Consider the following 20,884-nt stretch of genomic DNA (forward strand, 5'->3'; position numbering starts at 1 on the left):
GCCGTGCTCCGGTCCGTGCGCGGTGACTTCCCGGTGACTGCTGAAAGGCTCAATGATGAGTGACGTTTCGCTGTCCACATCGCCTTCGCCACGGTCGGGCGCCCGGCCGCGGATCGCCGGGGCCCCGATCTCCTGGGGCGTGTGCGAGGTGCCGGGCTGGGGCCACCAGCTGCCCGCCCACCGGGTGCTGTCCGAGATGCGCTCGCTGGGGCTGGAGGCCACCGAGTTCGGGCCGGACGGGTTCCTGCCCGGCGACCCGCACGAGAAGGCCGCGCTGCTGGCCGATCACGGGCTGGCGGCGGTCGGCGGTTTCCTGCCGGTGGTGCTGCACGACCCCGCCCACGACCCGGTCGCCGAGGTCGACGCGTTCGCCGACGCCTGCGTCGCGGCCGGCGCCGGGGTGGTGGTGCTGGCCGCCGTCACCGGTTCCGACGGCTACGACGCCCGGCCGGAACTGTCTGCGGCGCAGTGGAGAACGCTCCTGTCGAACCTGGACGCGCTGTCGGCGCGGCTGGCCGGGCGGGGCCTGCTCGGCGTCGTCCACCCGCACATCGGCACGCTGGTCGAGAGCGACGCCGACGTGCGGCGGGTGCTGGAGGGGTCCGGCATCGCCCTGTGCGTCGACACCGGTCACCTGGTCGCGGCCGGCGCCGACCCGGTCGCGATCACGCTGGCCCATCCGGACCGGGTGGGGCACGTGCACCTCAAGGACGTCGACGCCGCGCAGGCCGCGCGGGTGGTCGGCGGGCAGGTCGCGTTCTCCGCGGCGGTCGCCGAGGGCCTGTGGAAGCCGCTCGGCGAGGGCTCGGTCGACCTGACCGCCATGGTCGCCGCCCTGGAGCGGGCCGGCTACCGCGGCTGGTACGTGCTGGAGCAGGATCTGATGCTGAAAGACGGCCCGCCGCAGGGGGAAGGACCGGCCGCCGAGGTGCGGCGCTGCCTGTCCTGGTTGCGTGGGGCCCTGGCATGAGCCGCGACTTCGACCTGATCACGATGGGCCGGGTCAGCGTCGACATCTACCCCGAGCAGACCGGCGTGCCGCTGGAGGACGTGACCAGTTTCGGCAAGTTCCTCGGCGGCAGCGCCACCAACGTGGCCGTCGCCGCGGCCCGGCTGGGCCGCCGCGCCGCCGTGGTCACCCGCACCGGCGCCGACCCGTTCGGCCGCTACATCCACCGCGCCCTGCGGGATTTCGGCGTGGACGACCGCTGGGTGCGCGAGGTGCCGCACCTGCCCACCCCGGTGGTGTTCTGCGAGATCTTCCCGCCCGACGACTTTCCGCTCTACTTCTACCGTTTCCCCAAGGCCCCCGACCTGGAGATCGGCCCCGACGAACTGGACCTGGACGCGATCCGCCGGGCCCGGGTGTTCTGGGTCACCGGCACCGGCCTGTCCCGCTCGCCCAGCCGGGAGGCCACCCTGGCCGCGCTGGAGGCCCGGGGTCGTTCCGGCATCACCGTTCTCGACCTGGACTACCGGCCGATGTTCTGGTCGTCACCGATCGCCGCGGCCCGGCACATCGCCGCCGCCCTGCCCTACGTCACGGTGGCGGTCGGCAACCTCCAGGAGTGCCGGGTGGCCGTCGGCGAGGCCACACCCGAGGGCGCGGTCAGGGCCCTGCACGACGCCGGGGTCGACCTGGCCGTGGTGAAACAGGGACCGGGCGGGGTGCTGGGCAGCCGGCTGAGCACGGCTGAGCGGGCGCTCGTCCCGGCGGTGCCGGTCACCGTGGTGAACGGGCTCGGCGCCGGTGACGCCTTCGGCGGGGCACTCGCGCACGGCCTGATCGCCGGGCACGACCTGACCACCACCCTGACCCTGGCGAACGCGGCCGGTTCCTACGTGGCCGGGCAGCTGGCCTGCGCCGACGCGATGCCCGACCTGGGGCAGCTGACCGGATACCTGGAGGCGGCGCGGTGAGCCCGGTGAACCCGGTGAGCCCGGTGAACCCGGTCGAGTCGGTGACCTCGGGCGACCTGACCGTGATCACCCGGCTGCGGTGCGAGAACCCGCAGCGGATCGCCGAACTCGCGCAGTCCCGGCGGCGGCCGGACGGCCTGCGTGGGCAGACCGGCCGCCTGCTGCTGGTCGCCGCCGATCACCCGGCGCGCGGCAGCCTGCGGGCCGGCGCCGACCCGCTGGCGATGGGCGACCGCACGGTGCTGCTCGACCGGCTGGTGCGGGCGCTGGCCCGGCCCGGCGTCGACGGGGTGCTCGGCACCGCCGACGTGCTCGAGGACCTGCTGCTGCTCGGCGCGCTGGAGGGCAAGGTGGTGCTCGGCTCGATGAACCGCGGCGGCCTGGCCGGCACGGCCTTCGAGATCGACGACCGGTTCACCGGTTTCGACGCCGGGCACCTGGTGGCGGCCGGGTTCCAGGGCGGCAAGATGCTGCTGCGCATCGACCCGTCCGACCCGCTGACCTCGCCCACCCTCCAGGCCTGCGCCGGGGCCGTGCAAGACCTGGCGAACCGGCGTCTGGTCGCCCTGGTCGAGCCGTTCGTCTGCGGCCGCGACGCGAACGGGCGCGTGCGCAACGACCTCTCGGCCGAGGCCGTGGTGCGCTCGGCCACGGTGGCCGCCGGGCTGGCCTCCACCTCGGCCTACACCTGGCTGAAACTTCCTGTGCTGGAACACATGGAGCCCGTGCTGGCGGCCACCTCGCTGCCGGTGCTGCTGCTCGGCGGTGAGGTGGCCGACGACCCGGGCGCCCAGCGCGCCTCCTGGGCCAAGGCGCTGGCCGCGCCGGGGGTACGCGGCATGGTGGTGGGCCGCTCGCTGCTGTTCCCGCCCGACGGTGACGTGGAGGCGGCCGTGGACGCGACCGTGGAGCTGCTGTGAGCCCGGCCGGTGCGGACCGGGTGGTGCGGGCGGGCACGTCCGGCGCCGGTCCCCTCGACCTGGTGGTGACGCCGGAGTCGGCCGGCTGGGAACGCTCCGGCCTGCGGGTGCTCACCCTGGAACCCGATGCCGTGCGGGAGCTCACCACGGGGGACGCCGAGGTCGTGGTGATCTCGCTGGGCGGGTCCGCGCGGGTGGACGACGAGGGCGGCGCCTCGTTCGCCCTGCTCGGTCGCGGTGGCGTGTTCGACGGGCCGAGCGACGTGGTGTACCTGCCGCCGGGATCGGCCTTCACCGTGAGCTCGCCCGGCGGTGGGCGTTTCGCCGTCTGCTCGGCGCGCTGCCCGGTGGGCGAGGGGCCGGGCGAGCCGTACCACCTGGCCGCCGCCGATGTCCCGGTCGAGCTGCGCGGCGCCGGGGCGGCCAGTCGCCAGGTGCACAACTTCGGCGTGCCGGGGGTTCTCGCGGCCGGGCGGATCATCGCCTGCGAGGTGATCACGCCCGGCGGCAACTGGTCGTCGTGGCCGCCGCACCGGCACGACCGGGCCGGTGAGCACGAGAGCGCGCTGGAGGAGATCTACTACTACGAGGTGGCGCCCGGGCCCGGCGGTGAGCCCGGCGTCGGCTACCAGCAGGTGTCAGGCATCGGCGTCACCACCGAGATCCGTTCCGGCGACGTCATTCTCGTCCCGCACGGCTGGCACGGCCCGTCGATCGCGGCGCCCGGCAACGACCTGTACTACCTCAACGTGATGGCCGGGCCGGAACGGGCCTGGCGGATCACCGACGACCCGGCCCACGCCTGGGTGCGCGGCACCTGGCCGTCGCAGCCGGTGGACCCCCGGCTGCCGCTGCGGCGGTCCTCGTCGCCGCACCCGTCCCCGTCGCCGCATCAGTCCCCGTACCGAGCCGACCGGACCGGAGGCCACCGATGACCGTCCGCCTCACCGTGGCCCAGGCCACCGTCCGCTTCCTCCAGGCGCAGCAGGTGGAACGCGACGGCGCGCGGCACCCGTTCTTCACCGCCTGCTGGGGCATTTTCGGGCACGGCAACGTGGCCGGCCTGGGGGAGGCCCTGCTCGGCAGCGGGATGCGCTACCTCCAGGGCCGCAACGAGCAGGCCATGGTGCACGCCGCCGTCGGCTACGCCCGGCACCGCGACCGGCTGGCCGCCCACGTCGTCACCTCCTCGGTCGGGCCGGGTGCCACCAACATGGTCACCGGGGCCGCGCTGGCCACGGTCAACCGGCTGCCGGTGCTGCTGCTGCCCGGCGACACCTTCGCCACCCGGGCCGCCGACCCGGTGCTCCAGCAGCTCGAGCACGACGGCGCCGGGGACGTCTCGGTCAACGACGCGTTCCGCCCGGTCAGTGTGTACTTCGACCGGGTGGTGCGCCCGGCCCAGCTGCCCGCGGCCCTGCTCGCCGCCACCCGGGTGCTCACCGACCCGGCCCGCACCGGGGCCGTCACCCTCGCGCTGCCGCAGGACGTGCAGGCCGAGGCCCACGACTGGCCGGAAGACCTGTTCCGCGAACGGGTCTGGCATATACCACGCCCGGTGCCGGAGCCGGCCGCGCTGGCCCGTGCGGTCGCCGTCCTCAGAACCGCGCGGCGCCCGCTGCTGGTGGCCGGGGGCGGCACCACCTACAGCGATGCCAACGCCGCCCTGGCCGAATTCGCCACGCGCACCGGCATTCCGGTGGCCGAGACGCAGGCCGGCAAGGGAGCCCTGCCGCACGGCCACCCACGATCGGTGGGGGCGGTCGGGGCCACCGGCGGCACCGCGGCCAACCGGCTGGCCGCGCGGGCCGACGTGGTGATCGGCGTCGGCACCCGCTGGAGCGACTTCACCACCGCCTCCCGCACCCTTTTCGCCTACCCCGGCGTGCTTTTCGTCAACCTGAACGTGGCGGCGCCGGACGCCCACAAGCTGTCCGCGGTGCCGCTCGTCGCGGACGCCCGCGAGGGCCTCACCGCCCTCACCCGGGCGCTGGAGGATTGGAGCGCCGACCCGGACTGGACCAGGTGGGCCGGTGAGCTGACCGCGGAGTGGGACGGCGTGGTCACCGCCGCCGGGGCCCTGGAGACCTCGGCGCAGTCCGGGGTGATCGGGGCCGTCAACGAGCGGTCCGGCCCGCGCGACGTGGTGGTCTGTGCGGCCGGCTCGATGCCCGGTGACCTGCACCGGCTCTGGCGCACCCGCGACCGCAAGGGCTATCACGTCGAATACGGTTATTCCTGCATGGGTTACGAGATCGCCGGCGGGCTGGGGGTGAAGCTGGCCGTGCTCGACGAGGACGACGACCGCGAGGTGTACGTGCTGGTCGGTGACGGCTCGTACCTGATGATGAGCTCCGAGCTGGTCACCGCCGTCGCCGAGGGCGTCAAACTGGTGGTGGTGCTGGTGCAGAACCACGGTTACGCCTCGATCGGGGCGCTGTCGGAGTCGGTCGGCTCCGGGCGGTTCGGCACCCGCTACCGCTACCGCTCGGAGGGCGGGCGGCGCGACGGCGACCGGCTGCCCGTCGACCTGGCCGCGAACGCCGCCAGCCTGGGCGCCGACGTGTTCACCGTGAACGGCCGGGCCGAGCTGGAACACGCCCTGGACAAGGCCCGGCGCTCGGCCCGGCTGACGGTGATCCATGTGGAGACCGACCCGCTGGTGGGTGGGCCCGACGGTGGTGCCTGGTGGGACGTGCCGGTGGCCGGGGTGTCGGCGAACCCGGCCACCCGCTCCGCCCGGGCCGGCTACGAGCGGCAGAAGACGGCGCAGCGCCCCTATCTGCGGCCCTCCTCACCGTCGGGCTCTTCGCCGATTCCCGTGTCGATCGCGGAGGACGAGTAGATGACGGCCGGCGGGTTCGTGCGGGTGGGTGTCATCGGGGCGGGGGCGATGGGAGCCGATCACATCCGCACCATCACCACGAGCGTCCCGGCCGCCCGGGTCACCGTCGTGCACGACCCCTACGCCCCGGGCGATTTCGGTGGGGTGCGGCGGGTGGGAACCGCGCAGGAGCTGATCCAGGCCCCCGACGTGGACGCCGTCGTCATCGCCTCGCCCGACCGCACCCACGCCGACCTGGCCCTGGCCTGTGTGGCGGCGGGCCGGCCGGTGCTGTGCGAGAAGCCGCTCGCCGTCACCGCCCACGACGCGCGCCGGGTGGTCGAGGCCGAGCTGTCCCTCGGAAGACGGCTGGTGCAGGTCGGTTTCATGCGCCGCTACGATCCGGGGTTCACCGATCTGCGCCGCACCATCGAGCTCGGCAAGATCGGCGAGGTGCGGCTGATCCACGCCGTGCACCGCAACGCCTCCAACGTCACCAGCACCGACGACGCGAGCCTGATCACCGGGTCGATGGTGCACGAGCTCGACGCCGTGCCCTGGCTGGCCGGCAGCGAGCTCACCGCGGTACGGGTGGAGTCCCCGGTGCGTCAGGGTTTTCGCGACCCGCAGCTGGCCACGCTGTGGACCCGCGGCGGGGTGATGGCGGGCGTCGAGGTGTTCGTCAACGCCGGGTACGGCTACGACGTGCGCTGCGAGGCGGTCGGCACCCGCGGCACGGTGTCGCTGGCCGCGTCGTCACCGGTGTCGTCACGGATCGCCGGGATCGAGGGCCGGGTGGTGCGCAGCGACTTCGTGGCGCACTTCGCCGACGCCTACCGGGCCGAGCTCGGGCACTGGGCCCGGGCCGCCGCCACCGGCACCGCGACCGGGCCGAGCGCCTGGGACGGCTACGTGGCACAGGTCGCGGCCGAGGCCGGCGTGGCGTCGCTGGCCTCGGGCCGGACCGAGCCGATCGACCCGGGGGAGCGGCCCGCGCTCTACGCCTGAGCGCTCTGCACCTGAGCGCTCTGCACCGGACGGGTCATGCAGACCCTCGGCCAGCGGTCCAGGCCGTGGTCGCGCTCCCGGCGCCGCACGCCGCGCAGCTGCGGGCCCGGACCGGTCATCACCCGGAAGCCCCGCCGGGCGTAGTAGGGGGCGTTCCACGGGACGTCGGCGAAGGTGGTCAGCGTCAGCGCCGGAACTCCCTGTGCCGCGGCCAGTTCCGCGACCCGGTCGATCAGCGCCCGGCCCAGGCCCCGGCCCGCGGCCCGCGGGTGCACCGACACCTGCTCCACGTGGAAGAGACCGTCCACGACGTCCATCAGCAGGTACGCCACAGGTACGCCCTCGGCGCGGTCGGGGTGGTCCGGGTGGCCGGGGCTGTCTGCGTGGTGGGGGTGCCCGGTGCCGTCGTGCACCCAGGCGTGCCCGGCCGCGCGGTAGGCCTCCAGCGTCTCCAGGGGGAACGGTTCGTCGTCCGCGATCTCCGGCATCCCGATCTCCCGGAAGGCCTCGCCCCCGGCCCACTCGATCTCCTGAAGCGCCGGTAGCTCGTCGGGGCGGGGCGGGCGGATCGTCATGCCGGTCATTCTGCCTGTCCCCGGGTCCTGGCCCGGATACCGGCACAGGTCCCGGCCTGATCTCCACCGCCGGACGGCGGACCGTTTGACCTGCGCGTCCACCGTCCGACAGGCTGCACGGTGAAACGCGGTCGAGCCCAGCCGGTATCCAGTCCGGCACCAGGTCGCCAGGGGTCCACCCGAGGCGGGGCAGATCGCCGAGCGAGGTACGGAGTCTCGGTGTCGCCTGCCCCCAGAAAAATCGGTAAGCCCCTCGCCGCCCTGCTCGCGGCGGTCGCCGTCGCGGGCGCCGGCACGCTGTTCGCCCTCGGCACGCAGGGGGCGGACGCGGCCCCCGCCGGTTCCGCCGCCTCCGCCGCCACGAAGGCCGCCTACGAACTGCCCCCGGCCGATGCCAGGTTCGACTACCAGCTCGGCGGTGCCTACAAGCCGGCCAAGGGCGTCAAGGTGGTCACCCGCGACCGCACGGCCGCGCCGGCCAAGGGCAAGTACGGCATCTGCTACGTCAACGCCTTCCAGGCCCAGCCCGACGCCACGGGCTGGTGGAAGAAGAAGCACCCCGACCTGCTGCTGAAGAACGCGTCCGGCGCGTACGTGGTGGACGGCGACTGGGACGAGCTGATCCTCGACACCTCCAGCGCGGCCAAGCGCAAGAAGCTGGCCGCGATCGTCGGCGGCTGGATCGACGGCTGCGCCGAGAAGGGCTATCAGGCCGTCGAGCCCGACAACCTGGACTCGTACACCCGCTCGCAGAAGCTGCTCACCCGCTCCGACGCCGTTGCGTTCACCAAGCTGCTGGCCGCCCGCGCGCACCGGGCCGGGCTGGCCATCGGCCAGAAGAACACCTCCGAGCTCGGCACCCGCGGCAAGAAGGCCGGGCTGGACTTCGCCGTCACCGAGGAGTGCGGCCGCTACGACGAGTGCGGTGACTACACCAAGGTCTACGGCAACCACGTGATCGTCATCGAGTACACCAAGAAGGCCTTCGCCAAGACCTGTGACGCCTACGGCGACCAGCTCTCGGTGGTGCGGCGCGACCTCGACGTCACCCCGCGCGGCAGCAAGGGGTACGTGTACCAGGCCTGCTGATCGCTCTCGCCGGTCACGCTCGCTCAGCGTGACCGGCCGACTCCTGTACCGGTGCGTGACCAGGTTGTGACGGTGCAGCACCTGTCCCGGGCGTCACGGTCGGTATGGGTTCGGTACGGTTGGGCGCATGCCGACCACCGAGCCGCGCCTTCTGGAGTACGAGCGGGTGGCGGGGGAGCTGCGCCGGATGATTGTGGACGGCGAACTGCGGCCCGGCGACCGGCTTCCCGCCGAGGGTGAGCTGACGGCCCGGATGCGGGTCAGCCGGGGCACCCTGCGCGAGGCTCTGCGGGTGCTCTCGGCGCAGAAGCTGCTCACCTCGGCGCGGGGCATGAACGGCGGCACCTTCATCGCCGAACCCTCGCCCGACGACGTGGCCGGCTACCTGGAGACCTCGCTCACGCTGCTGTCACGCGGCCGGGTCACCGCCGCGCACCTGCTGGAAATGCGCTCGCAGCTGGAGGTTCCGGCGGCCGAGCTGGCTGCCCGGCGGCGTGACGACGAAGACCTGAGGCGGCTGGAGGCGTCGGTCACCGGGATGACCGAGGCCCCCGACCCGGCCCGGCTGCGGATGAACAGCGAGTTCCACATGCTGGTGCTGCGCGCGGCCGGCAACCCGGTGCTCGACATGATGGCGCGGCCGGTGTTCACGGTGCTGCGCGAGCGGTTCGGCCGCGACCAGCTGGAGCCGGACTTCTGGGGGCGCGTCGCGGCCGAGCACGCCGAGATCCTCCAGCACGTGCGCGATCGCAACAGCCGCGGCGCCCGCCGGGCCATGCGCACCCACCTGGCCGGCCTCAAGGAGACCTACACCCGCATCGACGTCAGCCGGCTCGGCGACTGACGCCGGCGGGCGTCCCGGGAACCCGGCGACTATGTTGAGCGGGCGACAAATCTGCCCCACTCGTCAGAACATTCGTGAACAGGGAGTCCGAGCGTGACCGACTTCGCACCCGTCCACCAGGAGCTCGTCGACCGGGTGCCGCTGCGGCCCGGAGCCCGGATCGAGGAAGAGGTCGTCACCTACGACCACGACGGCACCACCCTCGAGGGTTTCGTCGTGCACGACGCCGCGATCACCGGAGCGAAGCCCGCGGTCGTCGTCGTCCACGACTGGTACGGCCTGAAGGACTACCCGAAGGCCCGGGCGCACATGCTGGCCCGGCTGGGTTTCTACGTGTTCTGCGCCGACGTGTACGGCCAGGGGCGCCGGTTCGAGCGCGAGGAGGACTGCCAGGCCGAGGCCGGCAAGTTCTACGGTGACCTGCCGCTGCTGCGGGCCCGCGTGGGTGCCGCCTACGACCGGGTGGTGCTGGACGAGCGGGCCGACAACGCCCGGATCGCCGTGATCGGCTACTGCTTCGGCGGCAGCGCGGCCCTGGAGTTCGCCCGCACCGGCGCCCGGCTCGCCGCCACCGTCTCGTTCCACGGCGGCCTGGTGACGCACGAGCCGGCCGACGTCGACAAGATCGCCGGCCCGCTGCTGGTGCTGACGGGTGGTGCCGACCCGGTGGTGCCGGACGCGGCCGTCGCCGCGTTCCAGGACGAGCTGCGCACCCGCGAGGACCTGGACTGGACCGTCACCACGTACGCCGGTGCGCCGCACGCGTTCACGATCGTCGGGGCCCCGGTCTACCGCGAGCTCGCCGACCTGCGCAGCTGGCGGGCGATGCTCGACCTGTTCGGCGAGACCCTCACCGTCTGACCGCGCGGTCACCGGCCGGGGCATACTCGGCCGGTGACCCCGGCACGTTTCCACGACCTCGCGGGCGGCAGTGCCTACCAGGTGCTCGGTGTGGCCGAGTCCGCCACACCCGGCGAGATCAACCGCGGCTACCGCCGCCGCATGCGGGCCCTGCACCCCGACACTCGTCCCAGGGGGTACGAAGAGGCCCAGGTGGTCTCCACCGCCCACCGCTGGCTGACCCACCACCGGCCGGACTACGACCGTTACGTGCGGGAACGGCGCCGCGGCGACCCGCGGTGGGGGAGGACGCCTGACCTCACCGCCGAGGCTGCCGGGACGACGGGAGAGCGCCGGCCCGGCTGGGCCCAGCCCCGGCGCGATGCTCAGCCCGGAGGTGGCGTTCAGCCCCGACGCGGCGCGCGGCTCCCGAGGCCGCCCGGCCTCGCCGACCGTGCCCGTCCTGCCCGTCCTGCCCGTCCTGGCCGTGCCAGTCGTGCCAGTCGTATCGGCCTGCCACGTCTGCCCCGGTTGGGCCTGCCACGTCCGCCTCGTCTGGGCCTTCCCGGTCCGCCTCGTCTGGGCCTTCCCAGAGCGCCCCGGCTGGGTCTTCCCGCCGTGCCACCGCTCGGGCTACCCCGGCTGCGGGTGCTGCCCCACCGCCGGGGCAGGCCGGGGCCGGGGCCCGGGCCGGTACTGCTGGCCCTGGTGGTCGTGGTCCTCGGGTTCCTGGCGGCTGCCCGGATCCCGTTCTGAGACAAGCGGTCCTGGATCCTCCGCCCCCGTACGACAACGGGTGCGCGGCCAGGGGGGACACCCTTTCGCGGTTTGACACCACCTTCCCGCCGAGGGTGGTGTCAAAATCCGCGAAGGGTCCCCTCTACGCTGTGCCCACGGCCGTGATCGGTCATCCCGAACGATCTCTCCCGCGACCGCCGCTGGTCAGCACCGCCAGCACGACCAGCACCCCGGCGGGCCCGAGCACCAGCCAGGGCGCGGCACCGAGGTAGCCGACACCGGCGGCCAGCATCGCGCCGAGCTCGGGCTGGTCCGGGTCGGCGCCGAGCCCGAGGAAGCTGAGCCCGGCGATGCCCAGCGCGGCCGCCGGCAGCCGCACCAGCGCGTGACGCAGCAACGGCCCGAGCACGGCGGGCAGCACGTGCACCCGCAGCAGCCGCCCGGGCCCGGCCCCGGCCAGCACCGCCGCGCGCACGTACCCGGCGCTGCGGACCTCCGACGCCAGCGTGCGGGCGTGCACGGCCAGCGGGATCCAGGCCACCAGCAGAACCGCCAGGCAGGCGCCGCGCAGTCCCGGCCCGAGAGCGGCCGCCACCAGCAGCCCGGCCAGGTTCGACGGCACGGTCGCGAGCACGTCCAGCGCCCCCGGCCCGGACATCGCCCCGCCCCGCCCGACATCCCCGCCCAGCCCGGCCGCCGTACCCACGAGCGCCCCCACGACCAGGGCCGCGACGCTGATCGCCGCGGCCAGCGACACGGTGAGCAGGGTGCCCTCGGCCAGGCGTCCCCACTGGTCGTGCCCCACCGCGTCCGCGCCCAGCGGATGCGCCGCGCCAGGGGCGGCGAGCCGCGCGGACAGGTCGGTGCCCGTGCCGTCGCGCAGCAGCCCGGCAGCGAGAACGGCCAGCAACAGCCCCGGCCCGAGGAACCCGGGCGGGGGAAGCCGGGGCTTTCGTCGTCCACCATCGACCCCGGCCCGACCCGCACCCAGGTGGGCCGGGGCACCCACCGTGCGCTCGGCGTCCGGAACCGCCAGCCCGCGGTGCACGGCGGCAGCCAGGGCCGCCGCCACCAGCCCGGTGACCACGAACCCGGCCAGCACCGCCTGCACCACGGGCAGGTCCTCGGCCAGCACCGCGTCGAGCGCGAGCGTGCCCGCGCCGGGGATCGAGAACACCTTCTCGACCGCCACCGACGACCCGACGATCGACATGCCCACCACCACGGCCTGCGGCGTCCCCACGGCCACCACCCGGCGCAGCACCGCCCGCCGCATCGGGCGCAGGTCCAGCCCGGACGCCCGCCAGGCCCGCACCCAGGGCTCGGTCAGCGTCTGCTCCACCGTCGCCGACAGCATGCGCGCCAGCAGCCCTCCGGCCGGCAGACCGAGCGCCAGGCCGGGCAGCACCCCGCTGGACACGCCGTTCCAGCCGAAAACCGGTAGCAGCCGCCAGGTCACGGCGAACAGCAGCACCCCGGCCACCGCCACCACCACCTCGGGCAGCGCCGCCAGCGCCGCGGGAACCTGCCCCGACAGCAACCGGGCCCACCGGGCCCGGACCGTGCGGCGGTCGCCGGCCCCGGACGTCCCCTGACGGATCGCCGGGGTCAGCAGCGACCCGGCGACCAGCACCGCGACCAGCAGAGCGGTGCCCGCCAGCGTCAGCGACGTGACCAGCGCCGGGCCGACCAGCCCGCCGACCGGCTGTCCGCTGACCCAGCCGGTGCCGAGGTCGCCGTGCAGGGCGTCCCGCACCCACGTCAGCACCCCGGCGAGCGGTGACGACGGAAGATCCAGCTCGCGGCGCAGCGCCGCGACGGCCTCCGGGTCGTCACCCCGCGCCCGGAAACGCACCCGCAGCACGGTGGCCGCCGGGTCCTCGCCCCGCAGCCAGGGCAGCGCCGCGACCGCGAGCAGCAGCGCCAGGAACGTGCCCCCGGTGCGCAGCGGGGTCCCCCACCACCGGTTGTGCCCCACCGTCAGAAACCCGGAAATCAGTCGCCCAGCGTGGTTTCCGCCGTGACGACCGCCCGCTCCCACGGGTCCCGGGCCAGCCCCGACACCCCGTCGGCCAGGCCGAACTGGGTGCGGTCGTGCACCAGCGGGATCACCGCGACGGCGGAGAGCACCTCGTGCTCGGCGGCCACGGCGGCCTGGTTCCGGGCGTCCACGCCGGCCTGCCGCGCGGCGTCGGCCAGCTCGGAGTCGAGGTCCTCGTCGCAGTACCGGCTGATGTTGTAGCCGCCGTCGCAGCCGAAGTCGGATTGCAGGTAGCTGATCGGGTCGGCGGTGTCCTGCCCGTACGACCGGCTCATGATCACCGCGTCGTAGGTGCCGTCGAGGAAGTCCTTCTCCATCTGGTTGTACTCGCGCACCACCGTCTTCATCGTGAAACCGGCCTTGCGCCAGCGATCGGCCACCACGGCGGCGATCTCGGCCATCTCCGGCCGGTCGCTGAACGTGGCCAGGGTGATCTGCCGGTCCTGCGGGGTGGTGGCCTGCGGGTAGTCGGCGGCCGGGCGGTCGTCCGCCCAGGTCGACACCGAGGAGAACAGCCCCTTCGCCGGGTCGGCCGCGCCGGCGTAGACGGTGCCGGCCAGGTCGAGGTCCTGCACGGCCTCCCGGGCGGCCTCGCGCTGTCCGGCGTCGCGGAACACGGCCGAGCTCTGGGTCAGGTGGATCGACACGGTGCGTGGCAGCGGCACGGCCAGCACGTGGTCGGCGCCGACCTGGCTCAGCTGGTCGGCGGGCAGGGCCTGCGCCACGTCGGTCTGCCCGGCCCGCAGCGCGGACGCCCGCTGGTCGCCGTCCGCAACGAAGCTCAGCTCGATCCCGGCCAGCGCCGGTCTGCCGCCCCAGTAGCCGTCGTTCGCGGTCAGGTCGGCCGACGTGGTGCCGTTCAGCCGGGTGATCGTGTACGGCCCGGTGCCGGTCCCGATCACCGACGGCGCCGCCGCGTCGTCCTCGTACGCCTTGGCCGACAGCACGGCCAGTTCCGGTGAGGTCAGCCGCTGCACGAGCACCGGGTCCGCGGTGCCGGTGACGATCCGCACCGTGTCGTCACCCTCCGCCGTCACGGTCAGCTCGGTGCCGGACAGCGCGCGCGGCGCCGGGTCGGCCTGCGCCGCGTGGGTGAGCGACCCGGCCACCGCCTCGGCGTCCATCGGTGTGCCGTCCTGGAACGTGACGCCCTCGCGCAGGGTGAGTTCCCAGGTCGTGGCGTCGGTCCGGGTCCAGGAGGTGGCCAGCGAGGGCTCCGGGGCGCCGGAGGCGTCGAGCCTGGCCAGTGTCTCGGTCGCGCCCACCCCGTAGCTGGTCACCGCATCGTCGCTGTACGGCGAGAGCGCCGCGACCGGGGTGAACGCGTACGCGTACCGCAGCGTGCGCCGTTCGCCGGAGGCGGTGCCGCCGGAGCTTCCGCAGGCGGCCAGGGACAGGGAGAGGACGACGGCCGCCGCGACCGCGGACGACCTCAGAACACGCGCATGGCCCATGGAACGGACCGCCTCCAGCACCTCGTGGTTGCGAAACGGTGCCGTGGCCGGTCTCCTGGCTCCCGGGTGCAGGGGGTGGCCCCAGCGCTGCCGGCGCACCTTCCCAGGCGGAGGACCACCCAGTGGCGCCCGGTTGCGGACTACGCGAACCGGCAGCTTCCCGATCACAGTGGCGAGGGCCGCTCCGGTCTCGCACCGGAATTCCCGAACACCACGGCCCGGTCAACGTACCCCACGTTCCGCCCGGAGTGGTGGGCGGGGTTCACGCATGAATGCCTGTTCATCTCATCAGGTTTCGCCTGCGAAGCACCATCATGGACGACGAGGGCCCGCGACCGCCCGGCCGGGCTCGCCGCGATCCGGCGGCCCGCCGGGTCGCGGCGAGCCGGCGGTGGCGCGCGGTCCGACCGTGCACTCCGGTGAGGGACGTCTAGCCGAGAAGGTCTGCCGTGCTCGTGTGCTCGAGCCCGTGGGCCTGGGCCACCGGCGCGTAGGTGAGCCTGCCCTCGTGCGTGTTCAGGCCGCGGGCCAGAGCGGCGTCGGCGCGCAGCGCGTCCTTCCAGCCCCGCCCGGCCAGGCTGACCGCGTACGGCAGGGTGACGTTGGTGAGGGCGTTCGTCGACGTGTTCGCCACCGCGCCGGGCATGTTCGCGACACAGTAGAAGACGGTGCCGTGCACGGCGTAGGTGGGCTCGGCGTGGGTGGTGGGCCGGGAGTCCTCGAAGCAACCGCCCTGGTCGATCGAGATGTCGACGAGCACCGCGCCCGGCCGCATTCGCGAGACCAGCTCGTTGCTGATCAGGGTCGGCGCCTTGGCACCCGGCACCAGCACCGCGCCGATCACCAGATCGGCCTCCAGGCAGGCCTTCTCGATCTCGAAGGCGGACGACGCGATCGTCGTCACCCGGCCCCCGAACACCCGGTCGGCCTCCCGCAGCCGCTCCACGTTCAGGTCGAGCAGCTGCACGTCGGCGCCCATCCCGGCGGCGACGGTGGCGGCGTTCATCCCGGAGATGCCGGCGCCGATGACGACGACCCGGGCCGGGCGCACGCCGGGCACTCCGCCGAGCAGCACGCCCCGGCCACCGGCCGAGCGCATCAGGTGGTGGGCGCCGGCCTGCGGGGCCAGGCGCCCCGCGACCTCGCTCATCGGCGCCAGCAGCGGCAGGGCCCCGGAGGCGGTCTGCACCGTCTCGTAGGCCACCGCCGTGGTGCCGGAGGCCAGCAGCGCGTCGGTGCACTCCCGCGAGGCGGCCAGGTGCAGGTAGGTGAACAGCGTCTGCCCGGCCCGCATCAGCGGGTACTCGGACGCCACCGGCTCCTTCACCTTGAGCAGCAGCTCCGCGGAAGACCAGACCTCGCCCGCGGTTTCGAGCAGCTTCGCCCCGGCCGCCTCGAAATCCGCGTCGGGGATCGAGGAACCGGTCCCGGCGCCGCGCTCGATCACCACGTCGTGACCGCGCAGCGTCAGTTCCCGCACACCCGCGGGCGTGATCGCCACCCGGTACTCGTGGTTCTTGATCTCCTTGGGGACGCCGACCAGCATGTTCCGCTCCGCTCGCTCACTTGCGCTGTGGTGGTGGTTCTCGGGTGGCAAGAGAGTGCGTCCAGATTCTGTTACCAGGTTGTTTCACCGAAGAAGGTTCGAGATCCTTGGGTTAATCTGCTGAAAGATTTGACCGGGAGCTGCTGGAGGAGCCGAAATGGCGAACGATCGTCGGCCCGGCGCCGGGCCACGCGGCACCGTGGCGGCCGAGCTGGACGACATCGACCGGGCCATCCTCAGTGCCCTGACCAGCGACGCCCGCATGCCGAACAACGCGCTCGCCGCCCAGGTCGGCGTGGCCCCGTCGACCTGCCTGATGCGGGTGCGCCGGCTCCAGGACGCCGGGGTGATCAGGGGTTTCCGGGCCGAGCTGTCACCGGCCGCGCTGGGGCGGCCGTTGCAGGCGCTCGTCGCGGTCCGCCTGGCCACGCCGTCCCGGCACCGGATCGGGGCGTTCGCCCGGGAGATGGCGGAGCTCCCCGGCGTCCTCAATGTGTTCTTCCTCGGTGGCGCCAACGACTTCCAGGTGCACATCGCGGTCGAGACGCCGGACGCTCTGCGGGATTTCGTGGTGCGGCACCTGAGCGCCCGGCGTGAGGTGGCGTTCACCGAGACCAACGTGATCTTCGAGCACGTCACCGGTGGGATCGGCCCGGCCGGCCCTACGGGATGAGCGCGAGCTTGCCGCCCGGGTGCCCGCCGCGCAGCAGCTCGAGCGCGGCCGGGGCCTGGTCGAGGGGGAAGGTGCGGGCCACCGGCACCACCAGGTGGCCGGCCGCGGCCAGCTCGACGAGGGGCTGACGGGAGCGGTTGCGGAAGGCCCGGCTCTCCGGCGTGGAGCCGCCGACCGCGAGGAACCCGTCCCGCTGCGCCCGGTCCCAGCCGGCGATCGTCACGATGCGGCGGCGGTCGGGGACCAGGGCCAGTGAGACGTCCGCGGCCTCGTCCGTGCCGACGGTGTCGAGGGCGGCGACGTATCCCCGCGGAGCCAGGTCCCGCAGCCGTTCCAGCAGCCCGTCGCCGTACCGCACGGGCACACCCCCGAACCGGCGGACGACGTCGGCGTTACGGTCCGACGCGGTTCCGATCACCCGCGCCCCCAGACCCCTGGCCTGCTGGAGCACGCTCACCCCGACGGCCCCGGACGCCCCGTGCAGAATGATCGTGTCGCCGGACGTCACCCCGGTGACGTGCAGCATGTCGGCCGCCGTGACCCCGGCCAGGAGCAGGTTCGCGGCCTCGGCGAAGCCGAGGGGCGGTGGCTTGGCGAACACGTTGCGTGCGAGTGTGGTGATGCGGCTGGCGTACCCGCCCGTCACCTGGAAGGCCAGCACCTCGTCGCCGGGCGAGAACGCCCGCCCGTCCAGAGCCGGCCCGACCGCCTCGATCACCCCGGCCACCTCGAACCCGACAGCCCGGGGCAGCAACCCCTCGTCCTGCCCCGCCGCGAATCCCTTGAGATCGGCCGGATTCACCCCCGCCGCCCGCACCCCGATCGTCACCTCACCGGGCCCGGGCTCCGGCGCCTCGTACTCCACCAGCTCCAGCACCTCGGGCCCGCCGAAACGAGTGGCCACCCACCTGCGATCCATACCGCATCTTCCCTTCCCGGTCCCGTCCTGGGAGATCTTGCCGGTATCGCGGATGTTCCTCGCGGCGACACGGGGGCGGGGGTGGTCAGGGGAGAGGCAGGGCGGTGAACTCTCCGGTGCCGCCTACTTGGGCCCAGAACTCTATGTCGTCGAGTCGTCCCGACGAAGGGACGGACGTGTCGCTGGTCAGGACGAGGTCACGACTGCCGGCAGGTGCCAGGACAGCCTCGTCGTCGACAGCGGTGAGATCGGTTCTGACGGTGTCTACGGTGACCGGTTCGAAGCATCTGCCGACGGGACGACCACGGGCGCTCACCTCGAGGACGGGCAGACCAGCAGGACACCCGTCACCGGTTGAGCTTTTCGAGGATTCCGGGAAGAGAAAGCCTACGGATGCCGATTCATCGAGCAGCGGATCCGGAGCCGGTGTGCCGGGCAGCAGGTTCGTGGCCCTGACCGTGATGGACACGAAGCCCTTCCCGGGTGGAGCAACTTCGCTACCGACCTGGGACTGCCACGACAAGGACGTCGCCTGGATCTGATATTTGAAGCCCTCTGGTGTCTGGATGGTTGTGATCGGGCCGAAAGACAGGTCTGGCGTGACTGCTGGGTCAGGCTGCCCGTTCGTCGTGGTGCCCTGAACCGGGAAATTCGGTGTGGGCTGTGGAGACGCGGGTTCCTCGGCACGATTGATCACGGTGACGCCACCCGCGATGACGGTGACGGTCACCGCGAGGATTCCTGCCGCAACGATCAATGCTGGTGCAAGGCCGGCGCGTGTGTAGTCCTGGAGGAGGCGTACCGCTCCCTTCAGGCCCTCTTGATCCTTGATCGCGCGGGTGACGTCCTTGAGGAACGACGTCGAGCGCTGTGCTTCTTCTGCCCGGATCCGGTTCAGCACATCGGTCACCTGCCGCCCGAACGCCTCGTCCCGGCCCAGTTCGTCCTCGAGTGCCAGCTGTAGCCGGCCTTGGGTGCGTCGTTCGAAGGTCCCGCTGCCGATGTCTGTCTGGAGCAGGCGGAGTAGGTGGTCGGTCTGCTCCCGCGCAGCCACGGTGTTGTGCAGGTCGGTGATGGCGGCGAGCATCCGCCGGTTCGCCTCGTCGGCGTTCAGGGCGTCGAGGTGCCGGGCCCGCCAGAGCGCCAGAGTCGTCAGGTAACTCACCACCGTCGCCGCAGCGCGCACCGTGTCCCCGTTCCGTGTCCTGTCCGGCGGCGTTCGCCCGATAAGCCCGAGATCATAACAACGATCGTGCCCCCGGTAGCTGTCCGTAGTTCCGGGCGCCGCGTCCGAAGTGGTTCAGGTGGGGCGTGGGGCGGCCGATGGGGACGTGTGGGAAGACGGACTGTCTCGCTGAGGGCCACCCTGCTGCTGCTCGGGGTCGGGAGCATCGTGCTGACGGCGGCCGTGCTGGGGGGTGTGGCGGCCTGGCAGAGCGCGGTGTTCAGCGCGCGGGCCGACGACACGATCGCCGATCAGCGCGACAGCGAGCTCGACAGTCTCACCTCGCAGGTCTACCAGCTCGTGTCCAACGCGGGGGCGGCCACGCAGGACCGGGTGAACCGGGCCAACACCGTCGCCCTGGCCGATCTGGCGGAGAAGGGCGGCCTCCAGCTCGGCACACCCTCGGCCACATGGGAGGCCACCAACCAGGTCACGCAGGAGACCAGGACCGTCCGCCTGCCACGGGTCCGGGTCGAGGGAGTGTGGCTGGGCCAGAACCGCGACCTGGAGACCGCCACCCCTGTCGTCGACACCCTCGCCGAGAAGGTCGGTGGCAGCGTCACCGTCTTCCAGCGTATGAACGACGCCGGCGACCTGCTGCGGGTCGCCACCAACGTCCCCAACGCGAAGAACCAGCGGGCCATCGGCACCTACATCCCCTCGTCCAACGCCGACGGCAGCGACAACGCCGTGGTCGCCGCGATCAAGGCGGGCAAGTCCTACCGGGGCGTGGCGCAGGTGGTCGGCACCTGGTACGTCACGGCCTACGACCCGCTGAAGAACGCGTCCGGCGAGGTGATCGGGGCGGTCTTCTTCGGCGTCCCGCAGGCGGACGCCATCAAGGAACTCACCGAGAGCGTCGCGGCCACGAAGATCGGTGCCCACGGCGGGGTCTCGATCTACAGCGACGAGTCGGCGGACAAGGGCCGGATCATCGCCTCCGGCCTGCCGGCGCCCTCCGGCGACGACCCGCTCAAGGCCACCGACGCGAACGGCGTCACCTACATCCAGCAGATCGTGGACGCCGCGGCGGATCTGGAGGACGGCCAGGACTGGACGGCCGACTACAAGCTCCCGGGGTCCGGCGACGCCGCGGCGGCGGACAGCACCGTGCGGGTCAGGTACTACTCGGGCTACAAGTGGGCCATCGCCGTGCAGACCTACAACCCCGACTACGCCGCGGCGAGCGAGGCCCTCAGCGACGGCCGGGCCAGCATGCTGACGATCTTCGCGATCGCCGCGCTGCTGCTCGCGGTGATCGGCGGCGGCCTGGCGTCGTTCTGGGCCCGGCGCACCGCGAACCGGCTGGCCGGACTCACCGGCGCCCTCGACAAGGTGGCCCGCCGCGACCTGAACGTGCAGGTGGTCGAGGGGTCGGACGAGATCGGGCGGATGAGCTCGGCGCTGAACACGGCAGTCGGCGAGATTCGCTCACTGCTGTCCGACATGGCGACCACCGCGACCGGGGTGTCGCGGGCGGCGGGGCAGGTCTCGACGGTGGGGGACGAGGTGGCCGGGGCCGCGGACGCCGTCGCCGCCCGCACCACGCACGTCGCCGGTGAGGCCGAGGAGATGGCCCGCACGATGGCCACCATGGAGACCGGATCGAGCGAGATGTCCGCCGCCATCGGTGAGATCGCCCGCAACGCGACCCAGGCGGCGTCCGTCGCGCAGGAGACGGTGCAGCGCACCGAGCAGGCCCGCGCCGTCATCGACCGGCTGGGCCACTCCAGCGCGCAGATCGTCGACGTGATCGAGGTGATCAACGCGATCGCCGGGCAGACCAACCTGCTGGCCCTGAACGCGACGATCGAGGCGGCCCGGGCCGGTGAGGTGGGCAAGGGCTTCGCGGTGGTCGCCAACGAGGTCAAGGAGCTGGCCCGGCAGACCGCGGAGGCCACCGTCGACGTCACCACCCGGGTCAACGCGATCAAGGCGGACACCGACGACGCGGTCTCGGCCATCGTCGCGATCGGTGACGCGATCGAGCGGGTCAGCAGCTTCCAGGAGGCCATCGCCGGCGCCGTGGAGGAGCAGAGCTCGGTGACGTCGGAGATGACCCGCAGCGTGCAGCTGGTCACCGGCGGCGGCACACAGATCAGCGCCGGCATCGGCGAGGTCAAGGACACCGTGGCCAGCACCCTCAAGGCGGTGGGCAGCTCGCGTGAGGCCGCCCGCACCCTCGACGAGAACGCCCGCGAACTGACCCGCCTGGTGGAGCGTTTCGCCCGCTGACGCGGGCCCGCCGAGACCTCCGGCGGACCCGCG

18 protein-coding genes and 1 riboswitch are annotated in these 20,884 nt (G+C 73.2%); of the genes, 12 read left to right on the forward strand and 6 right to left on the reverse strand.

From position 1 onward, the window contains the following. The first annotated feature begins 52 nt into the window (after nucleotides 1–52). From KIH74_RS22280 to KIH74_RS22305, 6 genes are read left to right on the forward strand one after another with little or no spacing between them, the layout of a single operon-like run. A complete protein-coding gene (locus tag KIH74_RS22280; RefSeq protein ID WP_372492109.1) occupies nucleotides 53–970 on the forward strand; it encodes a TIM barrel protein in 918 nt (305 codons plus the stop codon). Next, entirely contained in the window at nucleotides 967–1,920 is a 954-nt protein-coding gene (gene iolC, locus KIH74_RS22285) for a 5-dehydro-2-deoxygluconokinase (RefSeq protein WP_214158049.1), read from the forward strand. Before KIH74_RS22280 ends, iolC begins: the two co-directional genes overlap by 4 nt. 41 nt (nucleotides 1,921–1,961) lie before the next feature. Continuing rightward, a complete protein-coding gene (locus tag KIH74_RS22290) occupies nucleotides 1,962–2,840 on the forward strand; it encodes a Cgl0159 family (beta/alpha)8-fold protein (RefSeq protein ID WP_372492113.1) in 879 nt (292 codons plus the stop codon). Continuing rightward, nucleotides 2,837–3,775, forward strand: a complete 939-nt coding sequence (iolB, locus tag KIH74_RS22295) for a 5-deoxy-glucuronate isomerase (RefSeq protein ID WP_214158050.1) — start codon at nucleotides 2,837–2,839, stop codon at nucleotides 3,773–3,775. The genes KIH74_RS22290 and iolB overlap by 4 nt, the downstream gene beginning before the upstream one ends. Further along, nucleotides 3,772–5,685, forward strand: a complete 1,914-nt coding sequence (gene iolD, locus KIH74_RS22300) for a 3D-(3,5/4)-trihydroxycyclohexane-1,2-dione acylhydrolase (decyclizing) (protein WP_214158051.1) — start codon at nucleotides 3,772–3,774, stop codon at nucleotides 5,683–5,685. Before iolB ends, iolD begins: the two co-directional genes overlap by 4 nt. Then, nucleotides 5,686–6,672 (forward strand): Gfo/Idh/MocA family oxidoreductase, encoded by a 987-nt coding sequence (locus KIH74_RS22305; protein ID WP_214158052.1) that lies wholly within the window; start codon nucleotides 5,686–5,688, stop codon nucleotides 6,670–6,672. Here KIH74_RS22305 and KIH74_RS22310 read toward each other — a convergent pair. After that, the gene (locus KIH74_RS22310) at nucleotides 6,663–7,247 is read right to left on the reverse strand and encodes a GNAT family N-acetyltransferase (RefSeq protein ID WP_214158053.1); all 585 of its coding nucleotides are present in this window, start codon (nucleotides 7,245–7,247) and stop codon (nucleotides 6,663–6,665) included. The genes KIH74_RS22305 and KIH74_RS22310 overlap by 10 nt on opposite strands. 219 nt (nucleotides 7,248–7,466) lie before the next feature. On the opposite strand from KIH74_RS22310, the gene KIH74_RS22315 reads away from it, so the two are divergent. The 4 genes from KIH74_RS22315 (at nucleotide 7,467) to KIH74_RS22330 (ending at nucleotide 10,776) form a co-directional block, all read left to right on the forward strand. After that, the gene (locus KIH74_RS22315) at nucleotides 7,467–8,336 is read left to right on the forward strand and encodes an endo alpha-1,4 polygalactosaminidase (RefSeq protein WP_214158054.1); all 870 of its coding nucleotides are present in this window, start codon (nucleotides 7,467–7,469) and stop codon (nucleotides 8,334–8,336) included. Between the two features lie 127 nt (nucleotides 8,337–8,463). Continuing rightward, entirely contained in the window at nucleotides 8,464–9,180 is a 717-nt protein-coding gene (locus tag KIH74_RS22320) for a FadR/GntR family transcriptional regulator (protein WP_214158055.1), read from the forward strand. Between the two features lie 93 nt (nucleotides 9,181–9,273). Beyond that, a complete protein-coding gene (locus KIH74_RS22325; protein ID WP_214158056.1) occupies nucleotides 9,274–10,041 on the forward strand; it encodes a dienelactone hydrolase family protein in 768 nt (255 codons plus the stop codon). Nucleotides 10,042–10,074: 33 nt separating this feature from the next. Then, on the forward strand, nucleotides 10,075–10,776 hold the full coding sequence (locus tag KIH74_RS22330; RefSeq protein WP_214158057.1) for a DnaJ domain-containing protein: 702 nt from the start codon (nucleotides 10,075–10,077) through the stop codon (nucleotides 10,774–10,776). 151 nt (nucleotides 10,777–10,927) lie between these two features. Here the strand turns inward: KIH74_RS22330 and KIH74_RS22335 are convergent, their stop codons facing one another. The 3 genes from KIH74_RS22335 to ald form a co-directional block, all read right to left on the reverse strand. Next, nucleotides 10,928–12,736 (reverse strand): ABC transporter permease subunit, encoded by a 1,809-nt coding sequence (locus tag KIH74_RS22335; protein ID WP_214158058.1) that lies wholly within the window; start codon nucleotides 12,734–12,736, stop codon nucleotides 10,928–10,930. Between the two features lie 17 nt (nucleotides 12,737–12,753). Further along, on the reverse strand, nucleotides 12,754–14,253 hold the full coding sequence (locus KIH74_RS22340) for an ABC transporter substrate-binding protein (protein ID WP_214158059.1): 1,500 nt from the start codon (nucleotides 14,251–14,253) through the stop codon (nucleotides 12,754–12,756). A 28-nt stretch (nucleotides 14,254–14,281) separates the two neighbouring features. After that, nucleotides 14,282–14,484: riboswitch (cobalamin riboswitch) on the reverse strand. A gap of 199 nt (nucleotides 14,485–14,683) precedes the next feature. Then, nucleotides 14,684–15,799, reverse strand: coding sequence for an alanine dehydrogenase (gene ald, locus KIH74_RS22345; protein WP_214158060.1), 1,116 nt, complete (start codon nucleotides 15,797–15,799; stop codon nucleotides 14,684–14,686). Between the two features lie 157 nt (nucleotides 15,800–15,956). Between ald and KIH74_RS22350 the strand changes: the two genes are divergently transcribed. Further along, a complete protein-coding gene (locus KIH74_RS22350; RefSeq protein ID WP_214158061.1) occupies nucleotides 15,957–16,472 on the forward strand; it encodes an Lrp/AsnC family transcriptional regulator in 516 nt (171 codons plus the stop codon). On the opposite strand, the gene KIH74_RS22355 is transcribed toward KIH74_RS22350, so the two are convergent. Further along, nucleotides 16,462–17,391, reverse strand: a complete 930-nt coding sequence (locus KIH74_RS22355; protein ID WP_246572869.1) for an NADP-dependent oxidoreductase — start codon at nucleotides 17,389–17,391, stop codon at nucleotides 16,462–16,464. The two genes, KIH74_RS22350 and KIH74_RS22355, sit on opposite strands and share 11 nt — an antisense overlap. Before the next feature lie 85 nt (nucleotides 17,392–17,476). After that, complete coding sequence (locus KIH74_RS22360; RefSeq protein WP_214158063.1) at nucleotides 17,477–18,577, reverse strand: hypothetical protein; 1,101 nt, start codon at nucleotides 18,575–18,577, stop codon at nucleotides 17,477–17,479. Nucleotides 18,578–18,724: 147 nt separating this feature from the next. Here KIH74_RS22360 and KIH74_RS22365 point away from each other — a divergent pair, with 147 nt between their 5' ends. Beyond that, nucleotides 18,725–20,851, forward strand: coding sequence for a methyl-accepting chemotaxis protein (locus KIH74_RS22365; protein WP_214158064.1), 2,127 nt, complete (start codon nucleotides 18,725–18,727; stop codon nucleotides 20,849–20,851). The last annotated feature ends 33 nt before the right edge of the window (nucleotides 20,852–20,884 follow it).

Source organism: Kineosporia corallincola (genome assembly GCF_018499875.1).
Taxonomy (GTDB): domain Bacteria; phylum Actinomycetota; class Actinomycetes; order Actinomycetales; family Kineosporiaceae; genus Kineosporia; species Kineosporia corallincola.